The 25,658-nt window shown below is 72.0% G+C and carries 22 protein-coding genes; 11 read left to right on the top strand and 11 right to left on the bottom strand.

Features of this window, described 5'->3' with window-relative positions; genetic code table 11:
• Positions 1 to 14 precede the first annotated feature (14 nt).
• From J5X86_RS04405 to J5X86_RS04395, 3 genes are all read left to right on the top strand, one after another.
• Positions 15 to 1,049: an iron ABC transporter permease gene (locus J5X86_RS04405; protein ID WP_208515437.1), complete on the top strand. Its 1,035-nt coding sequence runs from the start codon at positions 15 to 17 to the stop codon at positions 1,047 to 1,049.
• A gap of 125 nt (positions 1,050 to 1,174) precedes the next feature.
• Positions 1,175 to 2,263, top strand: coding sequence for a FecCD family ABC transporter permease (locus J5X86_RS04400; RefSeq protein WP_374229225.1), 1,089 nt, complete (start codon positions 1,175 to 1,177; stop codon positions 2,261 to 2,263).
• Positions 2,260 to 3,168 carry an ABC transporter ATP-binding protein gene (locus J5X86_RS04395; protein ID WP_208515436.1) on the top strand — a complete coding sequence of 303 codons (909 nt, stop codon included), beginning with the start codon at positions 2,260 to 2,262 and terminating at the stop codon, positions 3,166 to 3,168. Before J5X86_RS04400 ends, J5X86_RS04395 begins: the two co-directional genes overlap by 4 nt.
• Positions 3,169 to 3,282: 114 nt before the next feature.
• Here J5X86_RS04395 and J5X86_RS04390 read toward each other — a convergent pair whose 3' ends face one another.
• Positions 3,283 to 4,581 (bottom strand): hypothetical protein, encoded by a 1,299-nt coding sequence (locus tag J5X86_RS04390; RefSeq protein WP_208515435.1) that lies wholly within the window; start codon positions 4,579 to 4,581, stop codon positions 3,283 to 3,285.
• A 285-nt stretch (positions 4,582 to 4,866) separates the two neighbouring features.
• Here J5X86_RS04390 and J5X86_RS04385 point away from each other — a divergent pair, with 285 nt between their 5' ends.
• Positions 4,867 to 7,689: a helicase C-terminal domain-containing protein gene (locus J5X86_RS04385; RefSeq protein ID WP_243979529.1), complete on the top strand. Its 2,823-nt coding sequence runs from the start codon at positions 4,867 to 4,869 to the stop codon at positions 7,687 to 7,689.
• Positions 7,690 to 7,782: 93 nt separating this feature from the next.
• On the opposite strand, the gene J5X86_RS50390 is transcribed toward J5X86_RS04385, so the two are convergent.
• Positions 7,783 to 8,763 (bottom strand): VanZ family protein, encoded by a 981-nt coding sequence (locus tag J5X86_RS50390; protein WP_308124442.1) that lies wholly within the window; start codon positions 8,761 to 8,763, stop codon positions 7,783 to 7,785.
• A gap of 178 nt (positions 8,764 to 8,941) precedes the next feature.
• On the opposite strand from J5X86_RS50390, the gene J5X86_RS04375 reads away from it, so the two are divergent.
• From J5X86_RS04375 to J5X86_RS04365, 3 genes are all read left to right on the top strand, one after another.
• The gene (locus J5X86_RS04375) at positions 8,942 to 10,591 is read left to right on the top strand and encodes a DNA repair helicase XPB (RefSeq protein WP_208515433.1); all 1,650 of its coding nucleotides are present in this window, start codon (positions 8,942 to 8,944) and stop codon (positions 10,589 to 10,591) included.
• 187 nt (positions 10,592 to 10,778) lie between these two features.
• Positions 10,779 to 11,207 (top strand): hypothetical protein, encoded by a 429-nt coding sequence (locus J5X86_RS04370; RefSeq protein ID WP_208515432.1) that lies wholly within the window; start codon positions 10,779 to 10,781, stop codon positions 11,205 to 11,207.
• 291 nt (positions 11,208 to 11,498) lie between these two features.
• Positions 11,499 to 13,631: an AAA family ATPase gene (locus J5X86_RS04365; RefSeq protein WP_208515431.1), complete on the top strand. Its 2,133-nt coding sequence runs from the start codon at positions 11,499 to 11,501 to the stop codon at positions 13,629 to 13,631.
• Between the two features lie 28 nt (positions 13,632 to 13,659).
• Here J5X86_RS04365 and J5X86_RS04360 read toward each other — a convergent pair whose 3' ends face one another.
• Both J5X86_RS04360 and J5X86_RS04355 read right to left on the bottom strand, forming a co-directional pair.
• Entirely contained in the window at positions 13,660 to 14,079 is a 420-nt protein-coding gene (locus tag J5X86_RS04360; protein WP_208515430.1) for a VOC family protein, read from the bottom strand.
• Positions 14,080 to 14,306: 227 nt separating this feature from the next.
• Entirely contained in the window at positions 14,307 to 15,035 is a 729-nt protein-coding gene (locus J5X86_RS04355) for a copper homeostasis protein CutC (protein WP_208515429.1), read from the bottom strand.
• Between the two features lie 56 nt (positions 15,036 to 15,091).
• Between J5X86_RS04355 and J5X86_RS04350 the strand changes: the two genes are divergently transcribed.
• Positions 15,092 to 15,763 carry a hypothetical protein gene (locus tag J5X86_RS04350; RefSeq protein WP_208515428.1) on the top strand — a complete coding sequence of 224 codons (672 nt, stop codon included), beginning with the start codon at positions 15,092 to 15,094 and terminating at the stop codon, positions 15,761 to 15,763.
• Between the two features lie 264 nt (positions 15,764 to 16,027).
• Here the strand turns inward: J5X86_RS04350 and J5X86_RS04345 are convergent, their stop codons facing one another.
• Entirely contained in the window at positions 16,028 to 16,696 is a 669-nt protein-coding gene (locus J5X86_RS04345) for a peptidase E (protein WP_208515427.1), read from the bottom strand.
• 339 nt (positions 16,697 to 17,035) lie between these two features.
• Here J5X86_RS04345 and J5X86_RS04340 point away from each other — a divergent pair, with 339 nt between their 5' ends.
• A complete protein-coding gene (locus tag J5X86_RS04340) occupies positions 17,036 to 18,274 on the top strand; it encodes a Cmx/CmrA family chloramphenicol efflux MFS transporter (RefSeq protein WP_243979238.1) in 1,239 nt (412 codons plus the stop codon).
• Positions 18,275 to 18,504: 230 nt separating this feature from the next.
• On the opposite strand, the gene J5X86_RS04335 is transcribed toward J5X86_RS04340, so the two are convergent.
• Together J5X86_RS04335 and J5X86_RS04330 are read right to left on the bottom strand one after the other, a co-directional pair.
• Complete coding sequence (locus tag J5X86_RS04335) at positions 18,505 to 18,777, bottom strand: DUF4031 domain-containing protein (RefSeq protein ID WP_078642092.1); 273 nt, start codon at positions 18,775 to 18,777, stop codon at positions 18,505 to 18,507.
• Positions 18,777 to 19,133, bottom strand: a complete 357-nt coding sequence (locus J5X86_RS04330; RefSeq protein ID WP_208515425.1) for a hypothetical protein — start codon at positions 19,131 to 19,133, stop codon at positions 18,777 to 18,779. The genes J5X86_RS04335 and J5X86_RS04330 overlap by 1 nt, the downstream gene beginning before the upstream one ends.
• 145 nt (positions 19,134 to 19,278) lie before the next feature.
• Here J5X86_RS04330 and J5X86_RS04325 point away from each other — a divergent pair, with 145 nt between their 5' ends.
• The gene (locus J5X86_RS04325) at positions 19,279 to 20,217 is read left to right on the top strand and encodes a MurR/RpiR family transcriptional regulator (protein ID WP_078642093.1); all 939 of its coding nucleotides are present in this window, start codon (positions 19,279 to 19,281) and stop codon (positions 20,215 to 20,217) included.
• A gap of 118 nt (positions 20,218 to 20,335) precedes the next feature.
• Entirely contained in the window at positions 20,336 to 21,307 is a 972-nt protein-coding gene (murQ, locus tag J5X86_RS04320; protein WP_208515424.1) for an N-acetylmuramic acid 6-phosphate etherase, read from the top strand.
• A gap of 150 nt (positions 21,308 to 21,457) precedes the next feature.
• Here murQ and groL read toward each other — a convergent pair whose 3' ends face one another.
• The 4 genes from groL to thrC form a co-directional block, all read right to left on the bottom strand.
• On the bottom strand, positions 21,458 to 23,083 hold the full coding sequence (gene groL, locus J5X86_RS04315; protein ID WP_208515423.1) for a chaperonin GroEL: 1,626 nt from the start codon (positions 23,081 to 23,083) through the stop codon (positions 21,458 to 21,460).
• A 379-nt stretch (positions 23,084 to 23,462) separates the two neighbouring features.
• Positions 23,463 to 23,669 carry a cold-shock protein gene (locus J5X86_RS04310; RefSeq protein WP_009716982.1) on the bottom strand — a complete coding sequence of 69 codons (207 nt, stop codon included), beginning with the start codon at positions 23,667 to 23,669 and terminating at the stop codon, positions 23,463 to 23,465.
• A gap of 409 nt (positions 23,670 to 24,078) precedes the next feature.
• On the bottom strand, positions 24,079 to 24,357 hold the full coding sequence (locus tag J5X86_RS04305; RefSeq protein ID WP_059142722.1) for a MoaD/ThiS family protein: 279 nt from the start codon (positions 24,355 to 24,357) through the stop codon (positions 24,079 to 24,081).
• Positions 24,354 to 25,655: a threonine synthase gene (gene thrC / locus J5X86_RS04300; protein ID WP_078642095.1), complete on the bottom strand. Its 1,302-nt coding sequence runs from the start codon at positions 25,653 to 25,655 to the stop codon at positions 24,354 to 24,356. Before thrC ends, J5X86_RS04305 begins: the two co-directional genes overlap by 4 nt.
• Positions 25,656 to 25,658: the final 3 nt, after the last annotated feature.

Genomic DNA, 25,658 nt, shown 5'->3' with positions numbered 1-25,658 from the left:
AACGAACGGAAGCGATGACCGCCGACCGGACCAGCAGCCGCCCTCCCAGAGCCTCACTGGTCCGCCGCCGCCTCGGCTGGACGGCCGCGGCCGTCGTCGCCCTGCTGCTCGCCATCCTGCTGAGCCTCGCCGTGGGCAGCCGCCAGATCGCGCCGAGCGCGGTGCTGGACGCGCTGCTGCACGGCGGTTCGAGCGACGCCGCCGACATCGTGCGGTCCCTGCGGCTGCCGCGCACCGTCATCGGGCTGATGGTCGGCGCCGCGCTCGCCATGGCGGGCACCGTGATGCAGGGCGTCACCCGCAACCCGATCGCCGACCCCGGCATCCTCGGCGTCAGCCAGGGGGCCTCGGTGGGGGTGGTGCTCGCGATCGCCTTCGCCGGGGTGCACACGCTCAACGGCTATGTCTGGTTCGCCTTCGCGGGCGCCGGGCTGGCCTCGGTCGCCGTCTACGCCATCGCCAGCAGCGGGCGGGGCGGCGCGACCCCGGTCAAACTCGCCCTCTCCGGCGCCGCGATCAACGCGCTGCTGGTGTCCGTGACGACGGGCGTGCTGACGACGAAGGCGGCGGCCCTGGATGAGTTCCGCTTCTGGCAGATCGGCTCGCTCGCCGGGCGGGACACCGAGATCGTGGGCCAGATCTGGCCGTTCCTGCTGGTCGGCACGGTGCTGGTGATCGCGGTGGCACGCGGTCTGGACGCGCTGGCGCTCGGCGAGGACGTCGCGAAGGGGCTCGGCCAGAACGTGGCGGTCGTACGGGTCGTCGCCGCCCTCGGCGCCACGATCCTCACCGGGGTCGGGGTCGCCGCCGCCGGTCCGCTCGCCTTCGTCGGCCTCGCGGTCCCCCATATCGCCCGCGCGATCGTCGGGACCGACCACCGCTGGGTTCTTCCGATGGCCGCTCTGATCGGCCCGGTGATGCTGCTGGTCTCGGATGTGGTGGGCCGGATCCTCTTCCCGCCGAGCGAGGTCCCGGCGGGCGTGATGACCGCGCTGATCGGGGTGCCGTTCCTGGTCACGCTGGTCCGCCGGAAGACGGTGGCCGCGTGACCGCCACCGAAAGCCGCACTGACGGCGGCGCCGAAAGCCGCACTGACAGCCCCACCGACAGCCGCGCCGACCGTCCGGGGGTCCGTCCGGGTGTCCGTCCGGGTGTCCGCCCCGCCGGGTACGGCCTGATCCGCATCAAGGGCGACGGACGTGGCGGCCATGACGTGCGCGACCTCCGTGGCGGATCGTTCCTGCTGCACCGCCGCTCGGCCCTCGTCGCGATCGGGCTGGCCCTGGCCACCGTCGCCGTCTGTGTGGCGTATCTGTGCGTCGGCGAGAGCTTCATCGCCCCTGCCGACGCCGTGAAGGCCGTCCTGCACACCCAGTGGGGCCTCGGGCAGGCCACCCCGAACGATCTCGTCGTCGGCACGCTGCGGCTCCCCCGGATGACGCTCGGTCTGATGGTCGGCGCCGCCTTCGGCATCGCGGGCGCGCTGATCCAGACGGTGGCCCGCAACCCCCTCGCGAGCCCGGACATCATCGGTGTCAGCCAGGGCGCGAGCGCGGTGACCGTGGGCGCGATGACCTACGGGGTCACCTCCTTCGCCGTCCTGCCCTATCTCTCCGTCGCGGGCGGTCTCGCCGCCGCCGCGCTGGTGTACGTCTTCGCCTGGCGCGGCGGGTTGCAGGCGGCCCGCTTCGTGCTCATCGGCATCGGTTTCGCCGTCGCGCTGCGCTCGATCACCCATCTCTTCCTGACCAAGGGCGACTATCTCGTGGCCCAGCAGGCGAAGGTGTGGATGACCGGTTCGCTCAACGGACGCGGCTGGGACGAGGCCGGTCCGCTCGGCTGGGCGCTGCTGGTGCTGCTGCCCGGGGTGCTGTGGGCGGCGCGGGCGCAGCGCACGGTGTCCCTGGACGACGACACGGCGACCGCGCTGGGCGTACGGCTCGGGCGGGTACGGCTGGGCCTGGTGTCCCTCGGCGTCGTGCTCGCGTCGATGGCGACGGGCGCGGCCGGCCCGGTGGACTTCGTAGCGCTGCTCGCCCCGCAGATCGCCCGCCGGATGACCCGGACCGCCCAGATCCCGCTGCTGTGCTCGGCCCTGGCCGGAGCGTTCATCGTCGTCACCGCGGATCTGCTGGCCCGCAAGCTGTTCACGCCGACCGAACTGCCGGTGGGCGTGCTGACCGCCGCGGTCGGCGCCCCGTATCTGATCCACCTGCTGCTGTCTTCCGGGGGACGCGGCCGTAAGGGAGGCACCGCCGCATGACCGCTTCGGCGTCCACATCGGGTACGACGGGAACGGGCAAGACAGGAGCTAGTACCACGGGAGCGAGTACGCGTACGCCGGAAACGGATCCGGTGGAACCCGCTGCCCCGAACCGGCTCACCGCCCGTGAGCTGACCCTGGCCTACGAGGACCGGACCGTCGTGGACGGGCTGGACCTGGCGATACCCGACGGCGAGGTCACGGTCATCGTCGGCCCCAACGCCTGCGGCAAGTCCACCCTGCTGCGCGCCCTCGGGCGGCTGCTGCGGCCGCGCGGCGGCGCCGTACTCCTCGACGGCACGGATCTCGCCCGTATCCCCACCAAGAAGATCGCCCGGGCCGTGGGGCTGCTCCCACAGACCCCGGTCGCGCCCGAGGCGATCACCGTCGCCGATCTCGTCTCCCGTGGCCGCCAGCCGCATCAGCACTGGTGGCAGCAGTGGTCGGAGGAGGACGAACGAGCCGTCACGGACGCCATGGAGCGTACGGACGTGACGGCGCTCGCCGACCGCCCCGTGGACGAGCTGTCCGGCGGGCAGCGGCAGCGCGTATGGATCGCGATGGCGCTCGCGCAGGAGACCGATCTGTTGCTGCTGGACGAGCCGACGACGTATCTGGACATCTCCCACCAGGTGGAGGTGCTGGACCTGGTGCGCCAGCTCAACCACGAACGCGGCCGTACGGTCGTCGCCGTCCTGCACGACCTCAACCAGGCCGCCCGCTACGCCGATCATCTGATCGCGATGAAGGAGGGCCGGATCGTGGCACGCGGCCGCCCGGCGGAGATCGTCACGGCGGAGCTGGTGCATGAGGTGTTCGGCCTGGACTCGGTGGTCGTCCCCGACCCGGTCACCGGCAGCCCCCTCGTCGTCCCGGGCACGCCTTGGCATGCCGAGCAGGACTGAGCGGCGGCGGGGGACGGCACCGCCCAGCGTCTGCTTCCGGGTTGAGCCTCACGGTAGCCCGGTGTGAACCCCACGGGAGCTGCCGGAGCAAGCCCCCCACCGGGCCCTCGGACCTCAGCCCTTGCGCCTCGCCCGCCACAGGAGGAAGAGCACCGAGGCGATGGCCGCGCCCCGGACGACGAACGGCCAGGTGTCGGTCAGCGCGTCCTTCCACCCGTCCTCGGGGATCGGCTGGCCCCATTTGCGGGCGGCCCGGCCCCACAGCCAGACCCCGGATCCGGCCGCGACCAGACCGGGTATGCCCATCGAGGCCCACTTCGCCCCGGCCGGGGAGTGGCGGTAGGTGCCGTAGTAGGCGATCACCCAGCCGAAGGCGATCAGGATGATGTTGCCCATGGCGGCGCCCGCCACGAGGAGTCCGACCGCCACCAGCAGTATCGGGCCGAGCCCGGCCAGCCATTTGGCGACGCCGACCCCGCCCCCACCCGCAGGCTGATCGGCCGCCTTACCGGGCCCGAGCAGCACCCGGCGCAGCGCACCGCGCTGCTTGCCCCCGGCCCCGGCCGCAGCCTTGGCCTTCGCCTCCTCTGCGGCCTGGGCCTCGGCGGCGGCGGCCTCTTCCTCCGCCGCCTTCTCCTCGGCCTCCCGCCGCTCTTGGCGTTCCTGCTCGGCCGTCTTGCCCTTGCCGAGCAGTTCGGGGATCTCGATCCCGCCGGTGAACCCCTCGACCGAGCCGTACTGCGCGTCGCGCTGTTCGGGCTGGGCGAACGGCCCCGCCTCCACATGCCACCAGTCCATGTTGGACTCGCGCGGGCTCAGTTCGTCCTCCCCCGCGAGATGTGGCGGGGAGGCGGCGTTGGACGGGGGCGTGGCGGGGGTGGAGGGCCTCGGCTTGAGCAGGGAGGGGGAGCCGTCGCCCGGGCCGCCGCCGTTCCGGCCGGCGCCGGGCGCCCCCGGGGCGTCCTCCTCGCGCGGGGTGGGGACCTTACCGGTGAGACCGCTGCTCTTGGCGAGCCCGGCCAGTCTGTCGCGGGCCGCCCGCGCCGCCCCGGCGGCTCCCCGCGGCGACCCACCGCCGCCCGCTCCATTGCCCGCGCCGCCGACCGGGCCACCACCCGCCGGGCCCCGCTCAGCGCCCGTTCCCGAGCCCGGGTCAGCGCCCGTTCCCGAGCCCGGGTCGGGGGGCCGACCGCCCGCGGCGGCCACCACGTCGGCCGGTGAACCCAGCTTGGACAGGATCCGCTTCACCCCGGCCGGGCTGTCCGCCCCTCCGGTGGTCCGGCGATGGTCGATATCGGCCCGCAGCCCGGAGACCAGTCGCATGCGTTCACCGGACGACAAACCCTGCTGCTGAGCCAGGTCACCGACACGGCTCAGATAGTCGTAGACGAGCTTTTCGCTCTCGATCCCCACCAAGACCCCTGAGAATGCGCACGGTCGGCGTATCAGTCGGCTCCGACGGTACCGCGCGGAAGCGGAGTCCCGCCGCACCCCCTGCGTCCCGCACCCCGCGGGTACTGTGGATCGAATGAGCAGTTCATGGAATCGGGAAGGCTGAAATGCCCGAAGAGACCAGCTCGCGCAACCGGGAGGCATGAGTTGCCCGCAGACACCGGCCGTGGGGACACCGGCCACGGGGACGGCGGCCCACGGGACACCGGCCCAGGGGACGGCGGCCACGGCAACCGTGGTCGCGGGATGCCGCGCACACTCGCCGAGGAGCTGCGGACCCGGCCCGACGACGCCCTCGCCGCCCTGTTGCGCGCCCGCCCCGATCTGCTCTCCCCGGTCCCGAACGACCTCACCCAGCTCGCCACCCGGGCCGGCACCCGCGCCTCGGTGGTACGGGCCGTGGAGCGGCTCGACCGGTTCGCGCTGCAGACGGCCGAGGCCCTGGCGGTCGCGCCAGACCCGTGCCCGTACGAAACCCTGCGGGATCTGCTGACGGGCGATGAGGGCGCGGAGGAGGCCGCGGGCCAGGGGGAGGAGGCTGGGGGTCAGGGGGACGCCCGGGGTGCGGGGGAAGCCGACGGTGCTGGGGATGTTCAGGGTCCCGGAAACGCCTCGCCCGTTGAGCCCGCGGCGCCCGTCGGTCCCACGTCGGGCATCGAGGCCGCCTCGCCCCTCAGCCCCGCCACCCCCACCAGCCCCCCACCCGGCACCGACGCCGCCCTGGGCGCCGAGGAACGTGCGGCGATCGCGGCCGAGCTGCCGCGTGCCGTGGCCACCCTGCGCGACCAGGCCCTGGTCTGGGGCGGTGACGACCGGCTCCGCCTCGTCCGCACCGCCCGCGAACTGCTCGCGCCCTCGCCCACCTCACCCTCCCCGACCGGTCTCGGCCCGACCGTCCAGGAGGCCACGTCCGGGATGTCTCCGGGCCGACTGCAGGAGCTGCTGGCGGGCGCCGGGCTGCCGCCCACGCACGACCCGGTCACGGCGGTGGCGGCCCTGGCCGGGCTGTTCCGGGACCGCGCCCGGATGGCGGCGCTGCTGGACGGGGCACCGGCGGGCGCGGCGGGCGTGCTGTCCAAGCTGACCTGGGGACCGCCGTACGGGGAGGCGTCCGTCGCCTCGCCCACCCCGCCCGTCGGCTGGCTGCTGGACCGCGGACTGCTGCTGCCGTCCGGGCCGCGCAACGTGGTGCTGCCCCGCGAGGTCGCCCTGCATCTGCGCCGCGGCCGGGCGCACCGCGCCCCCGAGCCGCTGGCCCCGCCGCTCTCGCCGACCACCGAACACGATCCACAGGCTGTGGATAACACTGCCGCGGGCCAGACCTTCACCGCCCTGGCCACCGTCGAGGAGCTGCTGGGGCAGTGGGAGAGCGCCGGACCTCCCGTGTTGCGCGCGGGCGGGCTGAGCGTCCGGGACCTCAAGCGGGCCGCCGTGGCACTCGACGTGGCCGAACCGGTGGCCGCCTTCTGGATCGAGCTGGCCTACGCGGCCGGGCTGCTGGCCTCCGACGGTGAGACCGACGAGCGATACGCCCCCACCCCCGCCTACGACGACTGGCTGCGGCTGCCCGCCGAGGAGCGCTGGGCGCGGCTCGCCGCCGCCTGGCTGCCCGCGACCCGGACGGCGGGGCTGGTCGGCGGCCGGGACAACCGGGGCCGCACCCTCGCCGCGCTCGGCCCGGACCTGGACCGCTCCCCGGCCCCCGAGGTCCGCCGCCGGGTCCTCGAACTCCTGGCCACCCTCCCGCCCGGAGCCGCGGCCGCCCCCGACGTCGTGCTGACCCGGCTGCGGTGGGAGCGGCCGACCAGCCACCGCGGGGCCCCAGCCGCAGCCGGTGCCGTCCCTGGTGCCTCCTCGCCCAGCGGGTCAGCCGCCAGCGCCGTCTCGCCCATCGGGTCCATCCCCGGCGCCACTTCCCCCACCAGGGAGGACCTGCGCTCGCGGCTGGCTCGCTGGGCCGTGGCCGAGGCCGAAATGCTCGGGATCACCGGCCGGGGCGCGCTCTCCTCGCACGGCCGCGCCCTGCTGGAACGCCACCCGGACGAGCCGCCGGCCGCCAGGAGCGACATCGCGTCCGCGCACGCTGCGCGGCTGCTCGCGCCGCTGCTCCCCGAGCCCCTCGACCACGTCCTGCTCCAGGCTGACCTGACCGCCGTCGCGCCCGGCCCCCTGGAACGGCCGCTCGCCGAGACGCTGGGCATCCTCGCCAACGTCGAGTCCAAGGGCGGCGCGACCGTGTACCGCTTCACGCCCGAGTCCGTACGCCGTGCGCTGGACGCCGGTCGGACCGCCGACGATGTGCACACCTTCCTCGCCGCGCACTCCCGCACCCCCGTGCCCCAGCCGCTCACCTATCTCGTCAACGATGTGGCCCGTAAGCACGGCCGACTGCGCATCGGCACCGCCTCCGCGTATCTGCGCTGCGACGACGACGCGCTGCTCGCCGAGATCCTCGCCGACCGCCGCTCGGCGGGGCTGCGGCTGCGCCGCCTCGCTCCCACCGTCCTGGCCGCCCAGGCGCCGCCGGACACGCTGCTGGAGGGGCTGCGGGCGATGGGGTACGCCCCGGCTGCCGAGTCCGCCGAGGGCGATGTGCTGGTCAGCCGCCCCGAAGCCCAGCGCACCCCGCCCCGTACACCGCCCGTTCCGGTCCCCGAGGGCCCGCCGGTGGCCGACGGCACCCTGCTGGGCGCGGCCGTGCGCGCCATCCGGGCCGGGGACCTCGCCGCGACCGCGCCCCACAAACCGGCTGCCGCGTCCGGAGCCGAGGCGGGGTCGGATGCCGGCTCCGGTTCCGAGGCTCGTTCCGGGGCCGCCGCCGGCGGGGACCGGCTGCCCCGCACCACCTCCGCCGACACCCTCGCCACCATGCAGGCCGCGGCCCTGACCGGCTCCAACGTCTGGATCGGCTACGTCAACGCGAACGGCGCGGCCACCCAGCGCGTGATCGCCCCGGTCCGGGTCGAGGGCGGCTTCGTCACGGCGTACGACCACACGGCGGACGAGGTCCGTACGTACCCCCTGCACCGCATCACGGGCGCCGCCGAACTGGCCGAGGACGCGACGTAGGCTCAAATCAGCCCGTCCGGCGCTTGAGGACACGCCCGCAGGGCGTCCGCGGGCTGGATCCGCGGGCTGGGGGCCACGGCACGTAGGGACAGCTCACCCCGCGGGCGGTACCTCGGTCCCCCGCCGGGTCCAGCGGTGCCACCAGTGGCGGCGGCGGGGGTGCAGGGCGTGGCCGAGCCAGCGGCCGATCACGACGTAGCCGAGCAGCGCGCCCGCGGTGTTGAGGATGACGTCGTCGATGTCGAAGGCCCGGCCCTCGACGATGAGCCCCTGAACGGTCTCGACGGCCACCATCACCAAGGCCGTCACCACCACCACCCGCACCGCGCCCCGCGCCTTGGGCAGCAGCATCGGCAGCAGCACCCCGAAGGGGGCACCGAGCAGCACATTGCCGCCGATCTGCTTCACCGTGTCCTGGAAGGCGGGCTGGTCGACGTAGGCGCGCAGCGAGCGTCCCGGATGCAGATTGGTGTGGACGAGGTCGACGGAGCCGGGCTGGGGCACGAGCGTGGCCTTGGCGAGCGCCGCCGCGAAGCCGACCATGCAGACGAACGCCAGGAGCAGCACCAGCAACCGTGCGGCGCGCGCGCCGAACGACTTGCGCTGCAGCAGCGCCGTCTCCGGGGCGCCCTCGGGCTCCGCGGGCTTGGCAGCCTTGACAGGCTTGGCGATCCGGGCTTTCCCGGTCCGGGCTTTCGTTGACGGGGCCTTCGCGGACTCAGGCTTCGCAGCCTGGGCCTTCGCGGTCTGCGGCTTCGCGGACTGAGGCTTCGTGGTCTGCGACTTCGTGGACTGCGACTTCGTGGACTGCGGCTTTGTCGTCCGGGACCCCTTCGCCAGAGCCCCGCCCGCCCGCGGCCCCCTCTTCTGGCCGCTCGCCCTCTTCTCGCCGCTCGCCGCCTTCTGGCCGCCCGTCGTCCGGGAACCCTCCCGCGGCTTCTTCTCTCCCGGCTTCTTCTCCCCCGACCGTTTCTCCGCTGTCCGCTTCTCCGCCGTCCGCTTCTCCGCCGTCCGCTTTACCGTCGTCCTCTTGTCCGCCGTCCGCCGGATCTCCCATCCAGCGATGCTGATCACAGGGACTCCCTCCCGCCCATGGCTCTGTTGTCGCGGCGCTGTCGTCGCGGTTCCGTCGGTCCGTGTCCGTCTTCGCCGCTTGCCCGTAGCCGCCCGTTGTATCCCTGCGGCTCTCCGCCATGCCTTCTCGATGGGGGACACTGGTTCTTTGGCCGGCAGCACGAAAGGACCCAGGCGCGTGAATGGACCCCTCATCGTCCAAAGCGACAAGACGCTCCTGCTCGAAGTGGACCACGAGCAGGCAGGCGCCTGCCGCCGCGCCATCGCGCCCTTCGCCGAGCTGGAGCGGGCGCCCGAGCACATCCACACCTATCGGGTGACCCCGCTGGGGCTGTGGAACGCCCGCGCCGCCGGGCACGACGCCGAGCAGGTGGTCGACGCCCTCGTCGCGTACTCCCGCTACCCCGTCCCGCACGCCCTCCTCGTCGACGTCGCGGAGACCATGTCCCGCTACGGGCGGCTGCGGCTGCTCAAGCACCCCACCCACGGTCTGGTCCTGGAGACCAGCGACCGCCCGATCCTCGAGGAGATCCTGCGGTCGAAGAAGGTCCAGCCGCTGGTCGGCGCCCGGATCGACCCGGAGACCGTCGTCGTCCACCCCTCCGAGCGCGGACAGATCAAGCAGACGCTGCTGAAGCTTGGCTGGCCCGCCGAGGACCTGGCCGGGTATGTGGACGGCGAGGCCCACCCCATCGAGCTGCACGAGGACGGCTGGGCGCTGCGGCCGTATCAGACGCAGGCCGTGGAGGGCTTCTGGCACGGCGGCTCCGGTGTCGTCGTGCTGCCCTGCGGTGCCGGAAAGACGCTGGTGGGGGCGGGTGCGATGGCCGTCGCCAAGTCGACCACCCTGATCCTGGTCACCAACACCGTCTCCGCCCGGCAGTGGAAGCACGAGCTGGTGCGCCGCACCTCGCTCACCGAGGAGGAGATCGGTGAGTACAGCGGTACGCGGAAGGAGATCCGCCCGGTCACCATCGCCACGTACCAGGTGCTCACCACCAAGCGGAAGGGCATCTACCCGCATCTGGAGCTGTTCGACTCCCGCGACTGGGGCCTGGTCGTCTACGACGAGGTGCATCTGCTGCCGGCGCCCGTCTTCAAGTTCACCGCCGATCTGCAGGCCCGGCGGCGGCTCGGGCTCACGGCGACGCTCGTCCGGGAGGACGGCCGGGAGTCCGATGTCTTCTCGCTCATCGGGCCCAAGCGCTTCGACGCGCCCTGGAAGGAGATCGAGGCGCAGGGCTATATCGCGCCCGCCGACTGTGTCGAGGTCCGGGTCAATCTGACCGAGGCCGAGCGGCTGACGTACGCGACCGCCGAGACCGACGAGAAGTACCGCTACTGCGCCACGACCGACTCCAAGCGGAAGGTCACCGAGGCGCTGGTCGCCCGGCACAAGGGGCAGCAGACCCTGGTCATCGGCCAGTACATCGACCAGCTCGACGAGTTGGGCGAGCACCTGGACGCGCCCGTTATCAAGGGCGAGACCACCAACGCCCAGCGGGAGAAGCTCTTCGACGCCTTCCGGGAGGGCGAGCTGTCGGTGCTCGTCGTCTCGAAGGTCGCCAACTTCTCCATCGATCTCCCCGAGGCCACGGTCGCCATCCAGGTCTCCGGCACCTTCGGCTCCCGCCAGGAGGAGGCCCAGCGGCTCGGCCGGGTGCTGCGCCCGAAGGCCGACGGCCACCCGGCGGTCTTCTACTCGGTGGTGGCGCGCGACACGATCGACCAGGACTTCGCGGCGCACCGGCAGCGGTTCCTGGCCGAGCAGGGGTACGCGTACCGGATCGTGGACGCGAGCGAGCTGCTCGCGGACGAGGACGTCTGACGTTCGGCCGGTCACGGTCACCCGGTCACCTGCGGCCGTTGGGCACGCTCCCATGGCCATGACATGCGGCCATGACATGTGTCATGGGTGACCCGTGATCGCCGACTCTGCCCGGGGCGTTCCCCGCCCGGAAGGATCGTGAGTGTCAGCAGGACATGGCACCACACGACGCCGAAGGGGCGGGGACATGGGCATCAGCATCCGCAAACGCAAGACCGCGACCACCGACATCGACCTGAGCGACATCAAGCCGCTGCCGCTGTGGTTCTTCGGCTTCGAGGGCGTCATGGGTGCCGCGTACGACCTGACCAAGGCGTGGGACGACGCCTGGATGGTGCTCATCGCGATCGCCTTGGTGAACGTCGTCGTCGCGGCGACCGTGCTGCGCCGCCGGGTGAAGCTGATGCGCGCGATGCTCAAGAACGCCCACACCCGGAAGATCGCCATCGGGCTGCTCGCGCTCCGCGTCGGCCTCCATCTCGTCCTCGCCGCCGTCGGTGCCCCGGTCACCTCGGTCGCCGGACATCTGACCGTCGCGGTCCTGATGGGCGCGACGACGGTGACGCTGCTGTGGTTCAACCAGCGCGTGACCTTCCGCGCCCTGCGGCTCGCCTGAGACAAAGGCGGAGCCCACGCAGGGACCCGCACAGACGGAGGCCCACAGCCCCACACGAGGCCCGCCCGCGAGCTCGCCCGGCCCCTTCCCCGGGGGCCGTCATAATTCATTCGCCTCCCGGACATGCCCTGGCTACAATCGCCGGTCTTGCCGCCTCCCGCGTTCCGAACGGGAGAGCCGCCGCCCGGACGGAAACCGGTCGGCATCTCTGACCGCGCATCCGTACCGCGCACCCGCTTTGTGTACTCGCTTTGTGCACTCGTTGTGTACTCGCTCGCCGGAGGCTACGCCGTGCCCTCGCACGCCCCTGACCACGCAGATCCCCTCTCAGACCCTCGCTCGGACCCGCTCCCAGCCCCTCTCCCGACCCCCCACGCAGCAGACCCCCTCGCGCGGGAGCGCACCCATCTGACCGACTCCCGCGCCGCGCTGCGCGCCATGCGCGCCGACGTCGAGGCCCTCGACCTCCGGGACGTCGCCGCGAACTGGGTCAACGCCGCAGCGTTGCACCACCAGGTCAGCGAGCGCATCAAGGCCCTCGCCGACCTCGCCGACACCCCGCTCTTCTTCGGCCGGCTCGACTATCTGCACGCACCCGGCGCGGAGACGGCGGAGGGCGCGGAGGGCGAGCGCTTCTATATCGGCCGCCGCCATGTGCACGACGCGGACGGCGACCCGATGGTCATCGACTGGCGTGCCCCCGTCTCCCAGCCCTTCTACCAGGCGTCCAAGACCAGGCCGATGGACATCGCGCTGCGCCGCCGCTTCGGCTACACGGGCGGCGAGTTGACGGCGTACGAGGACGAAAGGCTCTCCGACCCCACCGAGGCCGAGCAGACCAGCAAGCTGCTCCAGTCCGAGATCGAGCGCCCGCGTGTCGGCCCGATGCGGGACATCGTCGCGACGATCCAGCCGGAACAGGACGAGATCGTCCGCCAGGGGATCGGCGGCACCATCTGCGTCCAGGGGGCGCCGGGCACCGGTAAGACGGCCGTGGGGCTGCACCGGGTGGCGTATCTGCTGTACGCGCACCGCGAGCGGCTGGCCCGCTCCGGCACCCTCGTCATCGGCCCGAACCGCTCCTTCCTCCACTACATCGAGCAGGTCCTGCCCGCCCTCGGCGAGTTGCAGGTGGCCCAGGCGACCGTCGAGGACCTGGTGACCCGCCCGTCCCTGGGCGCGGAGGCGCGGGGTACCGACTCCGCCGACGCGGCCCGTATCAAGGGCGACGCGCGGCTGGCCGAGGTGCTGCGCCGCGCCCTGCGCTCGTATGTCACCGCCCCCACCGAACCCTGTGTGGTGGTGCGCGGCTCACGCCGCTGGCGGGTGCCCGCGTATGAACTGGAGGAGATGGTCGAGGAGTTGCTCACCCGCGACATCCGCTACGGCGCGGCCCGCGAGGCGCTTCCACAACGCATCGCGCACGCCGTGCTCGTCCGGATGGAGCAGGCGGGCGAGGCGCCCGACGACCGGGTCCAGGACGCGGTCGCACGCAACGCGGCCGTCAAGGCGGCGGTCAAGGCGGTCTGGCCGCCGGTCGACCCGGCCAAGCTGGTGCTGCGGCTGCTCTCCGACGCCGACTTCCTGGCCGAGCACGCGGAAGGCGTCCTCGACGCCGACGAGCAGAAGACCGTGCTGTGGGCGAAGCCGGGGCGCGGCGTGAAGTCCGCGAAGTGGTCCCCGGCGGACCTGGTGCTGATCGACGAGGCCGCCGATCTCATCGAGCGCACCCCGTCCCTCGGGCATGTGGTCCTGGACGAGGCGCAGGACCTGTCGCCCATGCAGTACCGCGCGGTCGGCCGCCGCTGCAGCACCGGCTCGGCGACCGTGCTCGGCGACATCGCCCAGGGCACCACCCCGTGGGCGACGGCCAGTTGGGAGGAGGCCCTGACCCATCTGGGCAAGGACGGGGCGGCGATCGAGGAGCTGACCCAGGGATTCCGGGTGCCGCGCGAGGTGATCGCGTACGCCTCGCGACTGCTGCCCGCCATCGCCCCGGGCCTGTCGGAGGCCACCTCGATCCGCGAGGCGGCGGGCGACTTCTCCGTCCGGGCCGTGGACCCGGCGGAGCTGGACGCGGCCGTGATCGCCGCCTGCCACGACGCTCTGACCCACGAGGGCTCCGTCGGCCTCATCGCGGCCGACGCCCGCGTCCCGGCCCTGGCCGAGGCCCTCGACGCGGCGGGCCTGACCCACCTCTCCCCCGGCGAGGAGACCAGCGCCGAGGCCCGGCTCACCCTCGTCCCGGCGACGCTGGCCAAGGGTCTGGAGTACGACTACGTGGTGCTGGACGAACCGGCCGCGGTGGTCGACGGCGAGCCGGACGAACGCACCGGGCTGCGCCGCCTGTATGTCTCCCTTACCCGTGCGGTCTCGGGGCTGACGGTCGTCCACGGGGCGGCGCTGCCGGAGCGGCTGAGCTGAGCTGACCTGAGCTGAGCCGGCCTGACCGTTATGCCTCGGCTTCAGCGATCTGCTGCTCGTATCGCTTGAGGGCGTCCGGGGTGACGGGCGCGAAGAAGTTGACGAGATTGCCGTCGGGGTCTTTGAACAGCAGCGAACGGTTGCCCCAGGGCTGCGTCGTGGGCTCGTTCACGATCTCGACGTCGAACTCCTTGAGCCTTTCGTACTCACCGTCGACATCGGCGACGCGGAACTCCACGATCACGCTCTGGTTCGCCGCGGGCCGGGGCGCCTGCTCACCGAGCACCCGCACCGTGCGGGTGCTCGCAAGGGCGAGAGTTCCGCTCGATGTCATGAGCTCGGCGAAGTCGTCCGTATACCGCTTCGCCGTCAGGCCCGTGGCCCGCTCGTAGAAGTCGGCGATCCGGGCGACGTCCTCGGTGATGATGCGGATCGAGGCGAAGTGCATGGCAAGCTCCCGTGAGGTGTTGTGTGCCGTGCGGATGACCGTACGGTCGATACCGGGCAGAAACCGCCCGGTATCGAGCCCCGGTTTCCGGGCCGGTTTCCGGGCCGGTTTCCGGGCCGGTTTCCGGGCCGGTTTCCGGGCCGGTTTCCGGGCCCGGTGTGCAGGCCCGGTGTGCAGGCCCGGCATCCAACAGGAGCTTGTCGGCACAGCCGCCGCGCGGCACGCCCTCAGGCGACCGGAACGGGCGCGTCCAGGGCCGTACGCCACCGGCCGACCGTGGCCGCGTCCACAGGGCCGGCCCATCCCGCCGGGCGGGCCGCGCCGCCGATGTGGAAGGCATCGATCCCGGCGGCGCGCAGGGCGGACAGATGGTCGAGGCGCAGCCCGCCACCGGCCATGATGCGCGGCTCATAGCCCGGCGTACCGGTCCGCGCCGCCTCCTCGGCCAAGGTCGGCAGACCGTCGTCGACGCCGCGCGCGGACCCGGCGGTGAGATACGTGTCGAGGCCGGGGATGTCGGCGAGCCGCTTGCGCAGCCCGTCGCGATCCGCGGCGCGGTCGATGGCCCGGTGGAAGGTCCAGCGGCTCTCGTCCACCCCGCCGCCCGCCCGCACGACGTCGGTCAGGGCGGTCACGGCGGCCAGGTCGACCCCGCCGTCGTCGGTCAGGAAGCCCAGGACGAACTCGTCCGCCCCCTCCGAGTGCAGCGCGGCCGCGGCCTCGCACAGCGCGTCGAACGCGGCGGGGTCCCCTGCCGCGAAGCCGTCGGCGGCGCGGAGCATCACCCGTACCGGCAGGTCCACGGCCGAACGGACGGCGGCGAAGGTCTCACGGGAGGGGGTGAGCCCGTCGGCGGCCATGTCGGTGACCAGTTCGAGGCGGTCCGCCCCTCCGGCCTGTGCGGCGATTGCGTCCGCCGGGTTCAGGGCGATCACCTCGAGAATTGGTCTAGACATGCTCCACAGCTTGCCACACCGCGCAAGAGGGCAAACCGCTACCCCACAATTGGCCCATGCCCGCACCCGCGCCCGCCCGCCATCCGGCCCATGACGCCCTGCTCACCCGCTGGACGGACCTCCTCACCAGCGCCCGCGAAGCCACGGTTCCATCTCCCGCCCCCTACGGCGAGGACCTCCTGACCCGCTGGGCCGAACCCCAGCGCCGCTACCACACCACCGATCACCTGCTCGCGGTCCTGGACCGGGTGGACGAGCTGCTCCCCCACGTCCAGGCCGCCGACCCCGCCGCCATCCGGCTCGCCGCCTGGTTCCACGACGCCGTCTACCTCCCCGACCGCTCCACCAACGAGGAACGCAGCGCCCGCCTCGCCGAACGCGCCCTCACCGAGGCCGCCGTCCCGGCGCCCCGCACGGCCGAAACCGTCCGCCTCGTCCTCGTCACCCGCGACCACGACCCCGCCGAGGGCGACACCAACGGCGAAGTCCTCTGCGACGCCGACCTCGCCGTACTGGCGGGCTCCCCGGCCGCCTACGGCGCCTACGCGGCGGCGGTCCGCGAGGAGTACGGCTTCGTCCCCGACGACGCCTTCCGCGAGGGCCGCGCGAACGTCCTCCGCCACCTGCTGGGCCTGTCCCGCCTCTTCCGCACCCCGGAAGGCCACGCCCGCTGGGAGGCCGCCGCACGCCGCAACATGACCACGGAGCTGGAGCTGCTCAGTGCGTAACATGTGCCGTTCGCGGCTCAACCCCGAGCTGCGCATGGTCCCGCTCGGCCCGCTGCGCAAGAACCTCGCCGCGACCGTCGACGCCCTCCAGCAGGTCTTCGCCGACGTCGCCGCCCGCGGGGGCACCCTCCCGCTCGCGGAGGCCCAGCAGCCCGTACTACCTCGCGCAAGCCGCCTGACGCAGGTGCTCACCCCGGCAGCTCCGCATCAGCGCGCCCCTGGGCGCCGCACTGCCCTGTCCGTTGCTCCCCACCACGCGTTGAGTCACGGATGGAACCGCCACCGGCCTTCAGAAATGACATCCAACTTGCCGTCCCTGACGCGAACGGCCGTCTCGTCATCGATGAAGTAGATCGGGAAGTCCGCCCGCGCAGCGATGCGATCAGCCCAGGCGTCGTCCCGCTCGGGGAAATCCGGCGAGTACAGGTGAGGCTTGAGATACCAGTCGAAGAGACCGAACGGCGGCTCCACGGTCGTCGCGCCGAGCACGTGGAGGTCCGTGGTGTCCCCGATGACGTCGGCGGAGTGTCCGGTGAGATTACGGCTGAAGATCATTGATCCGGCGCTGACCCCCACATAGACCCGGCTCTCCAGCGCCTCCAGGAAGCCGTCGGCCAGGCCGTTGCCGGTGATGCTGCGCGCGAGGTGGTAGTGACTGCCGCCCTCGACATAGATGACGTCGGCATGGAGCAGCCGGTCGAGCACCATCTGCCGGGGCAGGCCGTTCAGCTCCAGGACGTCGAACTCCCGCCAGCCGAGGCCGTGCAGCCGGTTCATGTCCGCGACGAACCACCCGTGGTCCCCGGGCTCGGCAACGGACGCCGTAGGAACGAACACGACGTTCGCCGACCCGAACGGCTTTCCCAGCATGTCCCGCAGCGCATCCCGCAGTGTCTCGTTGCGCAGGCCACTCGCCGTCAACAGAAGCTCCATCGGGCGAGCCAACCACGGCTGACAGGCGCGCGCAACGAACCCATGATCACCACCGCCGTCATGGCATGGCATGGCCGCCGGCCAGTGCGGGACAGCTTCTCCGCGTCCAGCACCGGCAGTATCGACGCGGTCGCCGGTCCCGGTGCCGGTGCCGCTGTGGCCAGATAGGCGGCCCATTCGTCCGGCGCCCGGGCCGTTCAGTTCGCTGCCAGACCACCCCATCGAGTGAATGTTCGAGAGTCGAGCATCTCACTGTTCCGCGCAGGAATGCCGAGGTCATGCCATGGCGTTGAGCCTGGCATGCCCTCCTCCTCCCCAGCGGATTCCGCTCGCTCCCGCATGCCCTTGGCGGTCTACGTCCTCGGGCTGTCCGTCTTCGCCCTCGGTACCTCCGAGTTCATGCTGTCCGGGCTGCTGCAACCCGTCGCGCGGGACATGGGGGTGTCCATCCCCACGGCCGGGTTGCTGATATCGGCCTTCGCGATCGGGATGGTGGTCGGGGCGCCGGTGCTGGCGGCGGCCACGTTGCGGCTGCCGCGGCGGACGACGCTGATGGCGCTGCTGACGGCGTTCGGGCTCGGGCAGATCGCGGGGGCGCTGGCGCCGTCGTACGGGGTGCTGTTCGCCTCGCGGGTCGTCAGCGCGCTCGCGTGTGCCGGGTTCTGGGCGGTGGGCGCCGCGGTGGCCGTATCGCTGGTGCCGGTGAACGCGCGGGCGAAGGCGATGGCGGTGATGGTCGGCGGGCTGAGCATCGCGAACATCGCGGGGGTCCCCGCCGGGGCGTTGCTCGGGCAGCACGCGGGGTGGCGCGCCGCCTTCTGGGCGGTGGCCGGGCTGTCGGCGCTCGGGCTGGTCGGAGTCGTGGCGCTCGTACCGCGTACGGAGGTGCCGACCGGGGACGACCGGCCGCGGCTGCGGGCCGAGTTGCGCATCTACCGCGACCGGCAGGTGTGGCTGGCGCTGGCCGCCACCGCGCTGAGCGGTGGTGCGGTCTTCTGCCTGTTCTCCTACCTCGGGCCGCTGCTCACGGATGTGGCGGGGCTGGACGAGGGCTGGGTGCCGACCGTGCTCGCGCTGTTCGGGGTCGGCGCGCTGCTGGGTACGGTGCTCGGCGGGCGGATCGCGGACGCGCATCTGTTCGGCACGATGCTCGGGGGCATCACCGCCTCGACGGTCGTGCTGAGCGCGTTGGCGCTGACCGCGCACAGCGCGGTCGCGGCCGTGACGTTGGCGCTGCTGCTCGGCTTCACCGCCTTCTTCACCGCGCCCGCGCTCAACGCCCGGATGTTCAACCTCGCGAACGCCGCGCCCACGCTCGCGGGCGCGACGAACACCTCGGCCTTCAACATCGGCAACACGGTGGGCCCGTGGCTCGGCGGCCTCGTCATCGACCTGGGCTGGGGCTACCCGGCGGTCGCCTGGACGGGTGCGGCACTCGCCGGTACGGGCGTGGTGACGACGGTCGCCGCGATGCGCCTGCACCGGGCGGCTGGTGCCTCGCGCGTCATCGCCACGTCGGCGACGTACTCCCCGGCGGATGCGGAAGCGGCCCCCGACCCGTCGCGCACGACGCGCTGAGAGACCCCGCCTCGCCGCACGGGCGCGGCCACACCGCCCGCGCGGGGCACTCACCTTGGCGCCGGGGCCGAGCTTGACGCCCGCCATACCGCCCGTGGCGCGGCTGCCCTCAGCCGCTCGGGGGCACGAGCGGCATCGCGGCAGCGCGCGCAGACCTACGCGCGGTGGGGGCGTGGCGGCCACTCCGGGCGGCCGGTTGGCAGGGCGGGCCGCAGGACCGCCCGCACCGGTCAGTCCGCGTTCGCGGCTCGTTTGGGGCGGCGCAGGCCCGCGGCCTTCAGACGGCGGAGGAGTTCCTTGCTGCCCACCTCCTCCGCGCCCGCCCGTACCGCCTTCGCGTACAGCTCGCTCGGCAGGTCGTAGTGGTCACGGTCGAAGCCTCGGCGCGGGGCGCCGATGCGGGCGGCGAAGGCGTGGAGTTCGGTGTAGGAGACATCGCTGACCAGGTGGGACCACAGGCGGCCGTGGCCCGGCCACGAGGGCGGGTCGATCAGTACGGCCATCAGAGGGTGGTGCCCAGCGATCCCACCGGCGCCACCGCGACCGCCGTCTTGCCGCAGACCCAGTGCGGGTTGGGGCCCAACTCGGGCTCCACGTCGAGGGCGTGGAGGTCGCCGCCCTGGGTGCAGACGGGGCACAGCGGCCATCGGCCGTACCGTTCCAGCAGGGCGTCCTGGACGTCCTGGGCGACCAGACCGGCCACGTACTCGATGCCTTCCGGCCACTGCTCGACCCACCACCGCCGGTGCGCGATCGCGTCTTCGACCAGCGAGACGATATCGGCCCGGGCGACCTCGCCCGCCGCGAGGTCGGCCAGGACGAGGGCGCGGGCCGCGTGCAGTGCGTGTTCGAGCTTCATGGGTCCCATTGTCACCTTTGCTTCCTCCTGGCGCCTGTTTGCTTCATCCTCGGTCTCGCTCCGTCTCGCTGCGTCTCGCTCCGTCTCGCTGCGGCCCGCCGCGCGGAGGGTTGACGGGCCCCATGGCCGGAAATAGTTTTCGCGGATGAGCAGCGACCTGAAGGAAACTTTCATGCCACCACCGCAATCCGACCCCACCCCGCCCCCTCCGGCCGCCCTCGCCGCGAAGGTCCGCACGTTAGGCCCCTCCATGACCCGCTCCATGCAGCGCGTGGCCGAGGCCGTGGCGGGGGATCCGGCCGGATGCGCGGCGCTCACCGTCACCGGGCTCGCCGAGCGGACCGGCACCAGCGAGGCCACCGTCGTCCGCACCTCCCGACTGCTCGGCTACCCCGGATATCGCGATCTGCGCATCGCGCTCGCCGCGCTCGCCGCACACCAGGCCGCCGGGCGGGCCCCGGCCGTCACCGCGGACATCGCGGTCGACGATCCGATCGCCGACGTGGTCACCAAGCTGGCGCGGGAGGAGCAGCAGTGTCTGGCCGACACCGCCGCCGTCCTGGACACCAGCCAGGTCGAGGCCGCCGTCTCGGCGCTGGCCACGGCGCGCCGGATCGATGTGTACGGGGTGGGGGCGTCCAGCCTCGTCGGGCAGGACCTGGTCCAGAAGCTGCTGCGCATCGGGCTGATAGCCCACGCCCACGCCGATCCGCATCTCGCGGTCACCAACGCGGTCCAGCTGCACTCCGGCGACGTCGCCATCGCGATCACCCATTCCGGGCGTACGACGGACGTCATCGAGCCGCTACGGGTGGCCTTCGAGCGCGGCGCGACCACCGTCGCGATCACCGGACGGCCGGACGGCGAGGTCGCGCAGTACGCGGACCTGGTGCTCACCACCTCCACCGCCCGTGAGAGCGAGCTGCGCCCGGCGGCCATGTCCAGCCGCACCAGCCAGCTCCTAGTGGTGGACTGCCTGTTCATAGGGGTCGCCCAGCGGACGTACGAATCGGCGGCGCCCGCCCTCTCCGCGTCGTACGAGGCCCTCGCGCACCGCCACGACCCGCGCCCCGGGCATCGCTGAGCCGGGCCGGTCCAGCCCGAGGTTCCACCCTCGGGCCACCCCCGACCCCCGACCCCGCCCCTCTCCGCCTCTTCACCCCCCGCCCTCACCCTGACGTACCGGAAAGAGCCGCTTCACCATGACTTCCGCCGACTTCGCAGCCGACCCCACCGACTCCGCAGCCGACCAGGACTCCACACGGCTCCGCGCCCAGCTCGACACCCTCACCACCGAGGCGTTCCGCCCCGAACTCGCCGAGATCGACCGCCTCGAAACCCTGGAGATCGCCCGGATCATGAACGCGGAGGACGCCGGCGTCCCCGCCGCCGTCGCCCTCCAGCTCCCCCGCATCGCCGCCGCCATTGACGCCATCGCCGCGCGGATGTCCCGTGGCGGCCGTCTCCTCTATACGGGCGCGGGCACCGCCGGACGGCTCGGGGTGCTCGACGCGAGCGAATGCCGGCCCACCTTCAACACCCGGCCCGAGCAGGTCGTCGGGGTGATCGCGGGCGGCCCGGAGGCCGTGGTGACCTCGGTCGAGGGCGCGGAGGACAGCGCGGAGCTGGCCGCCCGCGACCTGGACCTGCTCGGGATCGGCCCCGATGACACGGTGATCGGCGTCTCGGCCTCCGGCCGCACCCCGTACGCCGTGGGCGCGGTCGAACACGGCCGACGGCTCGGCGCGCTCACCATCGGACTGTCCTGCAACGCCGACTCGGCGCTCGCCGCCGCGGCCGACCACGGCATCGAGATCGTCGTGGGGCCGGAGCTGCTCACCGGCTCGACGCGGCTGAAGGCGGGCACGGCCCAGAAGCTGGTGCTCAACATGATCTCGACCATCACCATGATCCGGTTGGGCAAGACCTTCGGAAATCTGATGGTCGATGTGCGCGCCTCCAACGACAAGCTGCGCGCCCGCTCCCGGAGGATCGTCTTCCTGGCGACCGGCGCCTCCGACCAGCGGATCGAAAGCGCGCTGGCGGCCACGGACGGCGAGGTGAAGAACGCGATCCTCACCATCCTGGGCGAGGTGGACGCCCCGACCGCCGAGAAGCTGCTCGCCGAGGCGCACGGCCATCTGCGCGCCGCCCTCGACGCGGCTGAGGAGTAAGCCCCGGATACGCCGGGCCGCAGATACGCCGGACCCCGGATCCGCCCGCCCACCCCCAAAAAACGCCGTCGGGGCGGCACCCCTGGGAGAGGGTGCCGCCCCGACGTCCTGGACGGTACGACCGACCGGCGAACGAACGCGCCGAGTCGATCAGAAGTCCATGTCACCGCCCGGCATGCCGCCCGGAGCGCCCGCCGGGGCGGCCTTCTCCGGCTTGTCGGCGATGACGGCCTCGGTGGTGAGGAACAGCGCGGCGATCGACGCGGCGTTCTGCAGCGCGGAGCGCGTGACCTTGGCCGGGTCGATGATGCCCTCGGCGATCAGGTCGACGTACTCACCGGTCGCGGCGTTGAGGCCGTGGCCCGGGGTCAGGTTGCGCACCTTCTCGACCACGACGCCGCCCTCGAGACCGGCGTTGACCGCGATCTGCTTCAGCGGGGCCTCCAGGGCCAGGCGCACGGCCTGGGCACCGGTGGCCTCGTCGCCCTCGAGCTCCAGCTTCTCGAAGACCGAGACGGTCTGCAGCAGGGCCACGCCACCACCGGCGACGATGCCCTCCTCGACGGCCGCCTTGGCGTTGCGCACCGCGTCCTCGATGCGGTGCTTGCGCTCCTTGAGCTCGACCTCGGTGGCGGCACCGGCCTTGATGACGGCCACGCCGCCGGCCAGCTTCGCCAGGCGCTCCTGGAGCTTCTCGCGGTCGTAGTCCGAGTCCGAGGACTCGATCTCGGCGCGGATCTGGTTGACGCGGCCCTGCACCTGGTCGGTGTCGCCGGCGCCGTCCACGATGGTGGTCTCGTCCTTGGTGACGGTGACCTTGCGGGCGCGGCCGAGCAGGTCCACCCCGGCGTTCTCCAGCTTGAGGCCGACCTCCTCGGAGATGACGGTGCCACCGGTAAGGATGGCGATGTCACCGAGCATGGCCTTACGGCGGTCACCGAAGCCCGGGGCCTTGACGGCGACGGACTTGAAGGTGCCACGGATCTTGTTGACGACCAGGGTGGCCAGGGCCTCGCCCTCGACGTCCTCGGCGATGATCAGCAGCGGCTTGCCCGACTGCATGACCTTCTCGAGCAGCGGGAGGAGGTCCTTCACGCTGCTGATCTTGGAGTTGACGATCAGGATGTACGGGTCGTCGAGCGACGACTCCATACGCTCCATGTCCGTCGCGAAGTACGGGGAGATGTAGCCCTTGTCGAAGCGCATGCCCTCGGTGAGCTCGAGCTCGAGCCCGAAGGTCTGCGACTCCTCGACGGTGATGACACCTTCCTTGCCGACCTTGTCCATCGCCTCGGCGATGAGCTCACCGATCTGGGTGTCGGCGGCGGAGATGGAGGCGGTGGAGGCGATCTGCTCCTTGGTCTCCACGTCCTTGGCCTGCTCGAGAAGCTGGGCGGAGACGGCCTCGACGGCCTTCTCGATACCCCGCTTGAGCGCCATCGGGTTGGCACCCGCGGCGACGTTGCGGAGGCCCTCCTTGACCAGCGCCTGGGCGAGGACGGTCGCGGTCGTCGTGCCGTCACCGGCGACGTCGTCCGTCTTCTTCGCGACCTCCTTGACCAGCTCGGCGCCGATCTTCTCGTACGCGTCCTCGAGCTCGATCTCCTTGGCGATGGAAACACCATCGTTGGTGATCGTGGGGGCGCCCCACTTCTTCTCGAGGACGACGTTACGGCCCTTGGGGCCGAGGGTGACCTTGACGGCGTCGGCGAGCTGGTTCATCCCGCGCTCGAGGCCGCGCCGCGCCTCCTCGTCGAACGCGATGATCTTGGCCATGTGAAGTGGTCCTCCCAAGACGGGGTGGATTGCTCCGGACCGCGCTGGCGCCCGCGACGGACGGCCTGCCTGCCGTACGGTTCCTTGCCCCGCATGGCCTGGCGGGCCTCACCGACCCGGTCCTTCTGTCACTCTCAACGTCAGAGTGCTAACGCCAATGATTAGCACTCGGACCTATAGAGTGCAAGCGGCCGGAGGCCATCCTTGGGGGGTGGCGGCCGGGCGACGGGTGGGCGCAAGCGGCCGGAGGCCATCCACCCCCGGGGACGAAGCGACGCCAACCCCGTAACAATTCAGCGCGGACACGCCGAAGGGTCCGTACCCTGGCCGGGACACGGACCCTTCGGACTGTACTGTTCAGCTGCGTCGCGTCGGCGCGTCAGCCTACGGCCACGCGGACCATGTCGGCCTGCGGGCCCTTCTGACCCTGCGAGATCTCGAACTCGACCCGCTGGCCTTCCTCGAGGGTGCGGTACCCGTCCATCTGGATCGCGCTGTAGTGGACGAACACGTCCGCACCACCGTCGACCGCGATGAAGCCGTACCCCTTCTCCGCGTTGAACCACTTGACGGTGCCCTGAGCCATTCCTAACTCCCCTATTGCTGGCCCTTGCGCAGGACCGCACTCCGCGGACCCGGGTCAGACCTCACCCCCCGGATGTGGGGGGTGTGCGCCGGAACGCGTCGACCGCCGCTGAATGTATCCGTCCCAACGCCCTCTGCAACAGGTCAATCGGACGAGAATTCTGGGCACGGCCGAACGGTTAAAAGTGAGAATTTATGTGAAGTTCGGGCAAGCCGGGCGGGACATAGGGAACCAACCCGACAATTCGCGCTCACACTTTACGCACAACTTGACGAGTTCTCATATGTGGTTCCGGCCCGGGGGCCATCGGGGATTCCGGGCAACTGTATCGCGATTCCACACACGGAATCGCCCCGTCCGGTTGTCCCCGGACGGGGCGATGCCAAAGGTGAGGAGGGTGGACGCGGGGTCAGCAGCCGCCCGCGACCGCCGGGATGATCGAGATCCCGGCACCGTCCGGGGTAGCCGTGGCCAGGCCATCGGCGAAGCGGACGTCATCGTCATTGACGTAGACGTTGACGAAGCGGCGGAGCTTGCCGGTGTCGTCCAGCACGCGGGCCGCGATGCCCTGGTGGTTCTTCTCCAGGTCCGCCAGGACCTCGGCGAGGGTCGCGCCCTCGGCGGGGACCTCGGCCTGACCGGCGGTGTAGGTGCGCAGGATGGTCGGGATTCGGACGTTGACGCTCATGCGAGACCAGCCTCTCGGAACGAGTCAAGGGTGGGGCGGATGATGGCGGAGGGACCCGTGGTGGGGGCCACCGCGTCGAGGGTCTTGAGGCCGTCGCCGGTGTTGAGCACGACGGTCGTCAGGGACGGGTCGAGCAGACCGTCCTCGATCAGCTTCTTGGTCACGCCGACGGTCACCCCGCCCGCGGTCTCCGCGAAGATCCCCTCGGTGCGGGCGAGCAGCTTGATCGCGTCGACGATCTGCTCGTCGTTCACGTCCTCCACCGCGCCGCCCGTACGGCGGGCGATGTCCAGGACGTACGGGCCGTCCGCGGGGTTGCCGATGGCCAGCGACTTGGCGATGGTCTGCGGCTTCTGCGGCCGGACGACGTCATGGCCGGCCTTGAAGGCGGCGGAGACCGGGGAGCAGCCCTCGGCCTGGGCGCCGAAGATCTTGTAGGGCTTGTCCTCGACCAGACCGATCGCGATCAGCTCCTTCAGCCCCTTGTCGATCTTGGTTAGCTGGGAGCCGGAGGCGATCGGGATGACGATCTGGTCCGGCAGCCGCCAGCCGAGCTGCTCGCAGATCTCGTACGCGAGGGTCTTGGAGCCCTCGCCGTAGTACGGCCGCAGGTTGACGTTGACGAAGCCCCAGCCCTCGCCCACCGGGTCGCCGATCAGCTCGCTGCAGAAGCGGTTGACGTCGTCGTAGGTGCCCTCGATGCCGACCAGCTCACCGCCGTAGACCGCGGCCATGACGACCTTGCCCGCCTCCAGGTCGTGCGGGATGAAGACGCAGGAGCGGAATCCCGCACGGGCGGCGGCGGCGCCGACCGCGCCGGCGAGGTTGCCGGTGGAGGAGCAGGAGAGGGTGGTGAAGCCGAAGGTGCGGGCGGCCTGGACGGCGATGGCGACGACCCGGTCCTTGAAGGAGTGGGTGGGGTTCCCGGAGTCGTCCTTGATGTGCAGCTCACCGGTGACGCCGAGCTCACGGGCGAGGTTGTCGGCCTTGACCAACTGGGTGAAACCGGGGTGCAGGCTGGGCAGGTCCGCCACGTCCGCCGGGACGGGCAGCAGCGGGGCATAGCGCCAGATGCTGTTCGGACCGGCCTCGATGCGCCGGCGCAGCTCCTCCGGGTCGCCGGCCGGCAGCTCGTACGCGACCTCAAGCGGCCCGAAACAGACCTCACACGCGAAGATCGGGCCCAGATCGAACCGCTCACCGCACTCCCGGCAGGACAATGCGATGGCGGGACCGAAGGCACCGGAGGCGTCGGAGGTGGAGGAAGTGGTTGAGCTTTCTACTGACTGCACAGCCATGGA

Source organism: Streptomyces sp. NEAU-YJ-81 (assembly GCF_017592595.1).
In the GTDB taxonomy this organism is placed as follows: Bacteria; Actinomycetota; Actinomycetes; order Streptomycetales; family Streptomycetaceae; genus Streptomyces; species Streptomyces hygroscopicus_B.
Note: the sequence above shows the minus strand (reverse complement) of the source record. Positions and strands in the feature narration are given on the sequence as shown.

What these genes read in the sequence shown, in the direction of transcription:
- J5X86_RS04395 (WP_208515436.1), top strand. Translation starts at nt 2,260, where the DNA reads ATGACCGCTTCGGCGTCCACATCGGGTACGACGGGAACGGGCAAGACA.
- J5X86_RS04325 (WP_078642093.1), top strand. Translation starts at nt 19,279, where the DNA reads ATGAGCAGCGACCTGAAGGAAACTTTCATGCCACCACCGCAATCCGAC.
- J5X86_RS04310 (WP_009716982.1), bottom strand. Translation starts at nt 23,669, where the DNA reads ATGGCTCAGGGCACCGTCAAGTGGTTCAACGCGGAGAAGGGGTACGGC.
- J5X86_RS04355 (WP_208515429.1), bottom strand. Translation starts at nt 15,035, where the DNA reads ATGTCTAGACCAATTCTCGAGGTGATCGCCCTGAACCCGGCGGACGCA.
- J5X86_RS04405 (WP_208515437.1), top strand. Translation starts at nt 15, where the DNA reads ATGACCGCCGACCGGACCAGCAGCCGCCCTCCCAGAGCCTCACTGGTC.
- J5X86_RS04330 (WP_208515425.1), bottom strand. Translation starts at nt 19,133, where the DNA reads ATGAAGCTCGAACACGCACTGCACGCGGCCCGCGCCCTCGTCCTGGCC.
- J5X86_RS04335 (WP_078642092.1), bottom strand. Translation starts at nt 18,777, where the DNA reads ATGGCCGTACTGATCGACCCGCCCTCGTGGCCGGGCCACGGCCGCCTG.
- J5X86_RS04345 (WP_208515427.1), bottom strand. Translation starts at nt 16,696, where the DNA reads ATGGAGCTTCTGTTGACGGCGAGTGGCCTGCGCAACGAGACACTGCGG.
- J5X86_RS04360 (WP_208515430.1), bottom strand. Translation starts at nt 14,079, where the DNA reads ATGCACTTCGCCTCGATCCGCATCATCACCGAGGACGTCGCCCGGATC.
- J5X86_RS04350 (WP_208515428.1), top strand. Translation starts at nt 15,092, where the DNA reads ATGCCCGCACCCGCGCCCGCCCGCCATCCGGCCCATGACGCCCTGCTC.
- J5X86_RS04305 (WP_059142722.1), bottom strand. Translation starts at nt 24,357, where the DNA reads ATGAGCGTCAACGTCCGAATCCCGACCATCCTGCGCACCTACACCGCC.
- J5X86_RS04370 (WP_208515432.1), top strand. Translation starts at nt 10,779, where the DNA reads ATGGGCATCAGCATCCGCAAACGCAAGACCGCGACCACCGACATCGAC.
- murQ (WP_208515424.1), top strand. Translation starts at nt 20,336, where the DNA reads ATGACTTCCGCCGACTTCGCAGCCGACCCCACCGACTCCGCAGCCGAC.
- thrC (WP_078642095.1), bottom strand. Translation starts at nt 25,655, where the DNA reads ATGGCTGTGCAGTCAGTAGAAAGCTCAACCACTTCCTCCACCTCCGAC.
- J5X86_RS04340 (WP_243979238.1), top strand. Translation starts at nt 17,036, where the DNA reads ATGCCCTTGGCGGTCTACGTCCTCGGGCTGTCCGTCTTCGCCCTCGGT.
- groL (WP_208515423.1), bottom strand. Translation starts at nt 23,083, where the DNA reads ATGGCCAAGATCATCGCGTTCGACGAGGAGGCGCGGCGCGGCCTCGAG.
- J5X86_RS04385 (WP_243979529.1), top strand. Translation starts at nt 4,867, where the DNA reads ATGCCGCGCACACTCGCCGAGGAGCTGCGGACCCGGCCCGACGACGCC.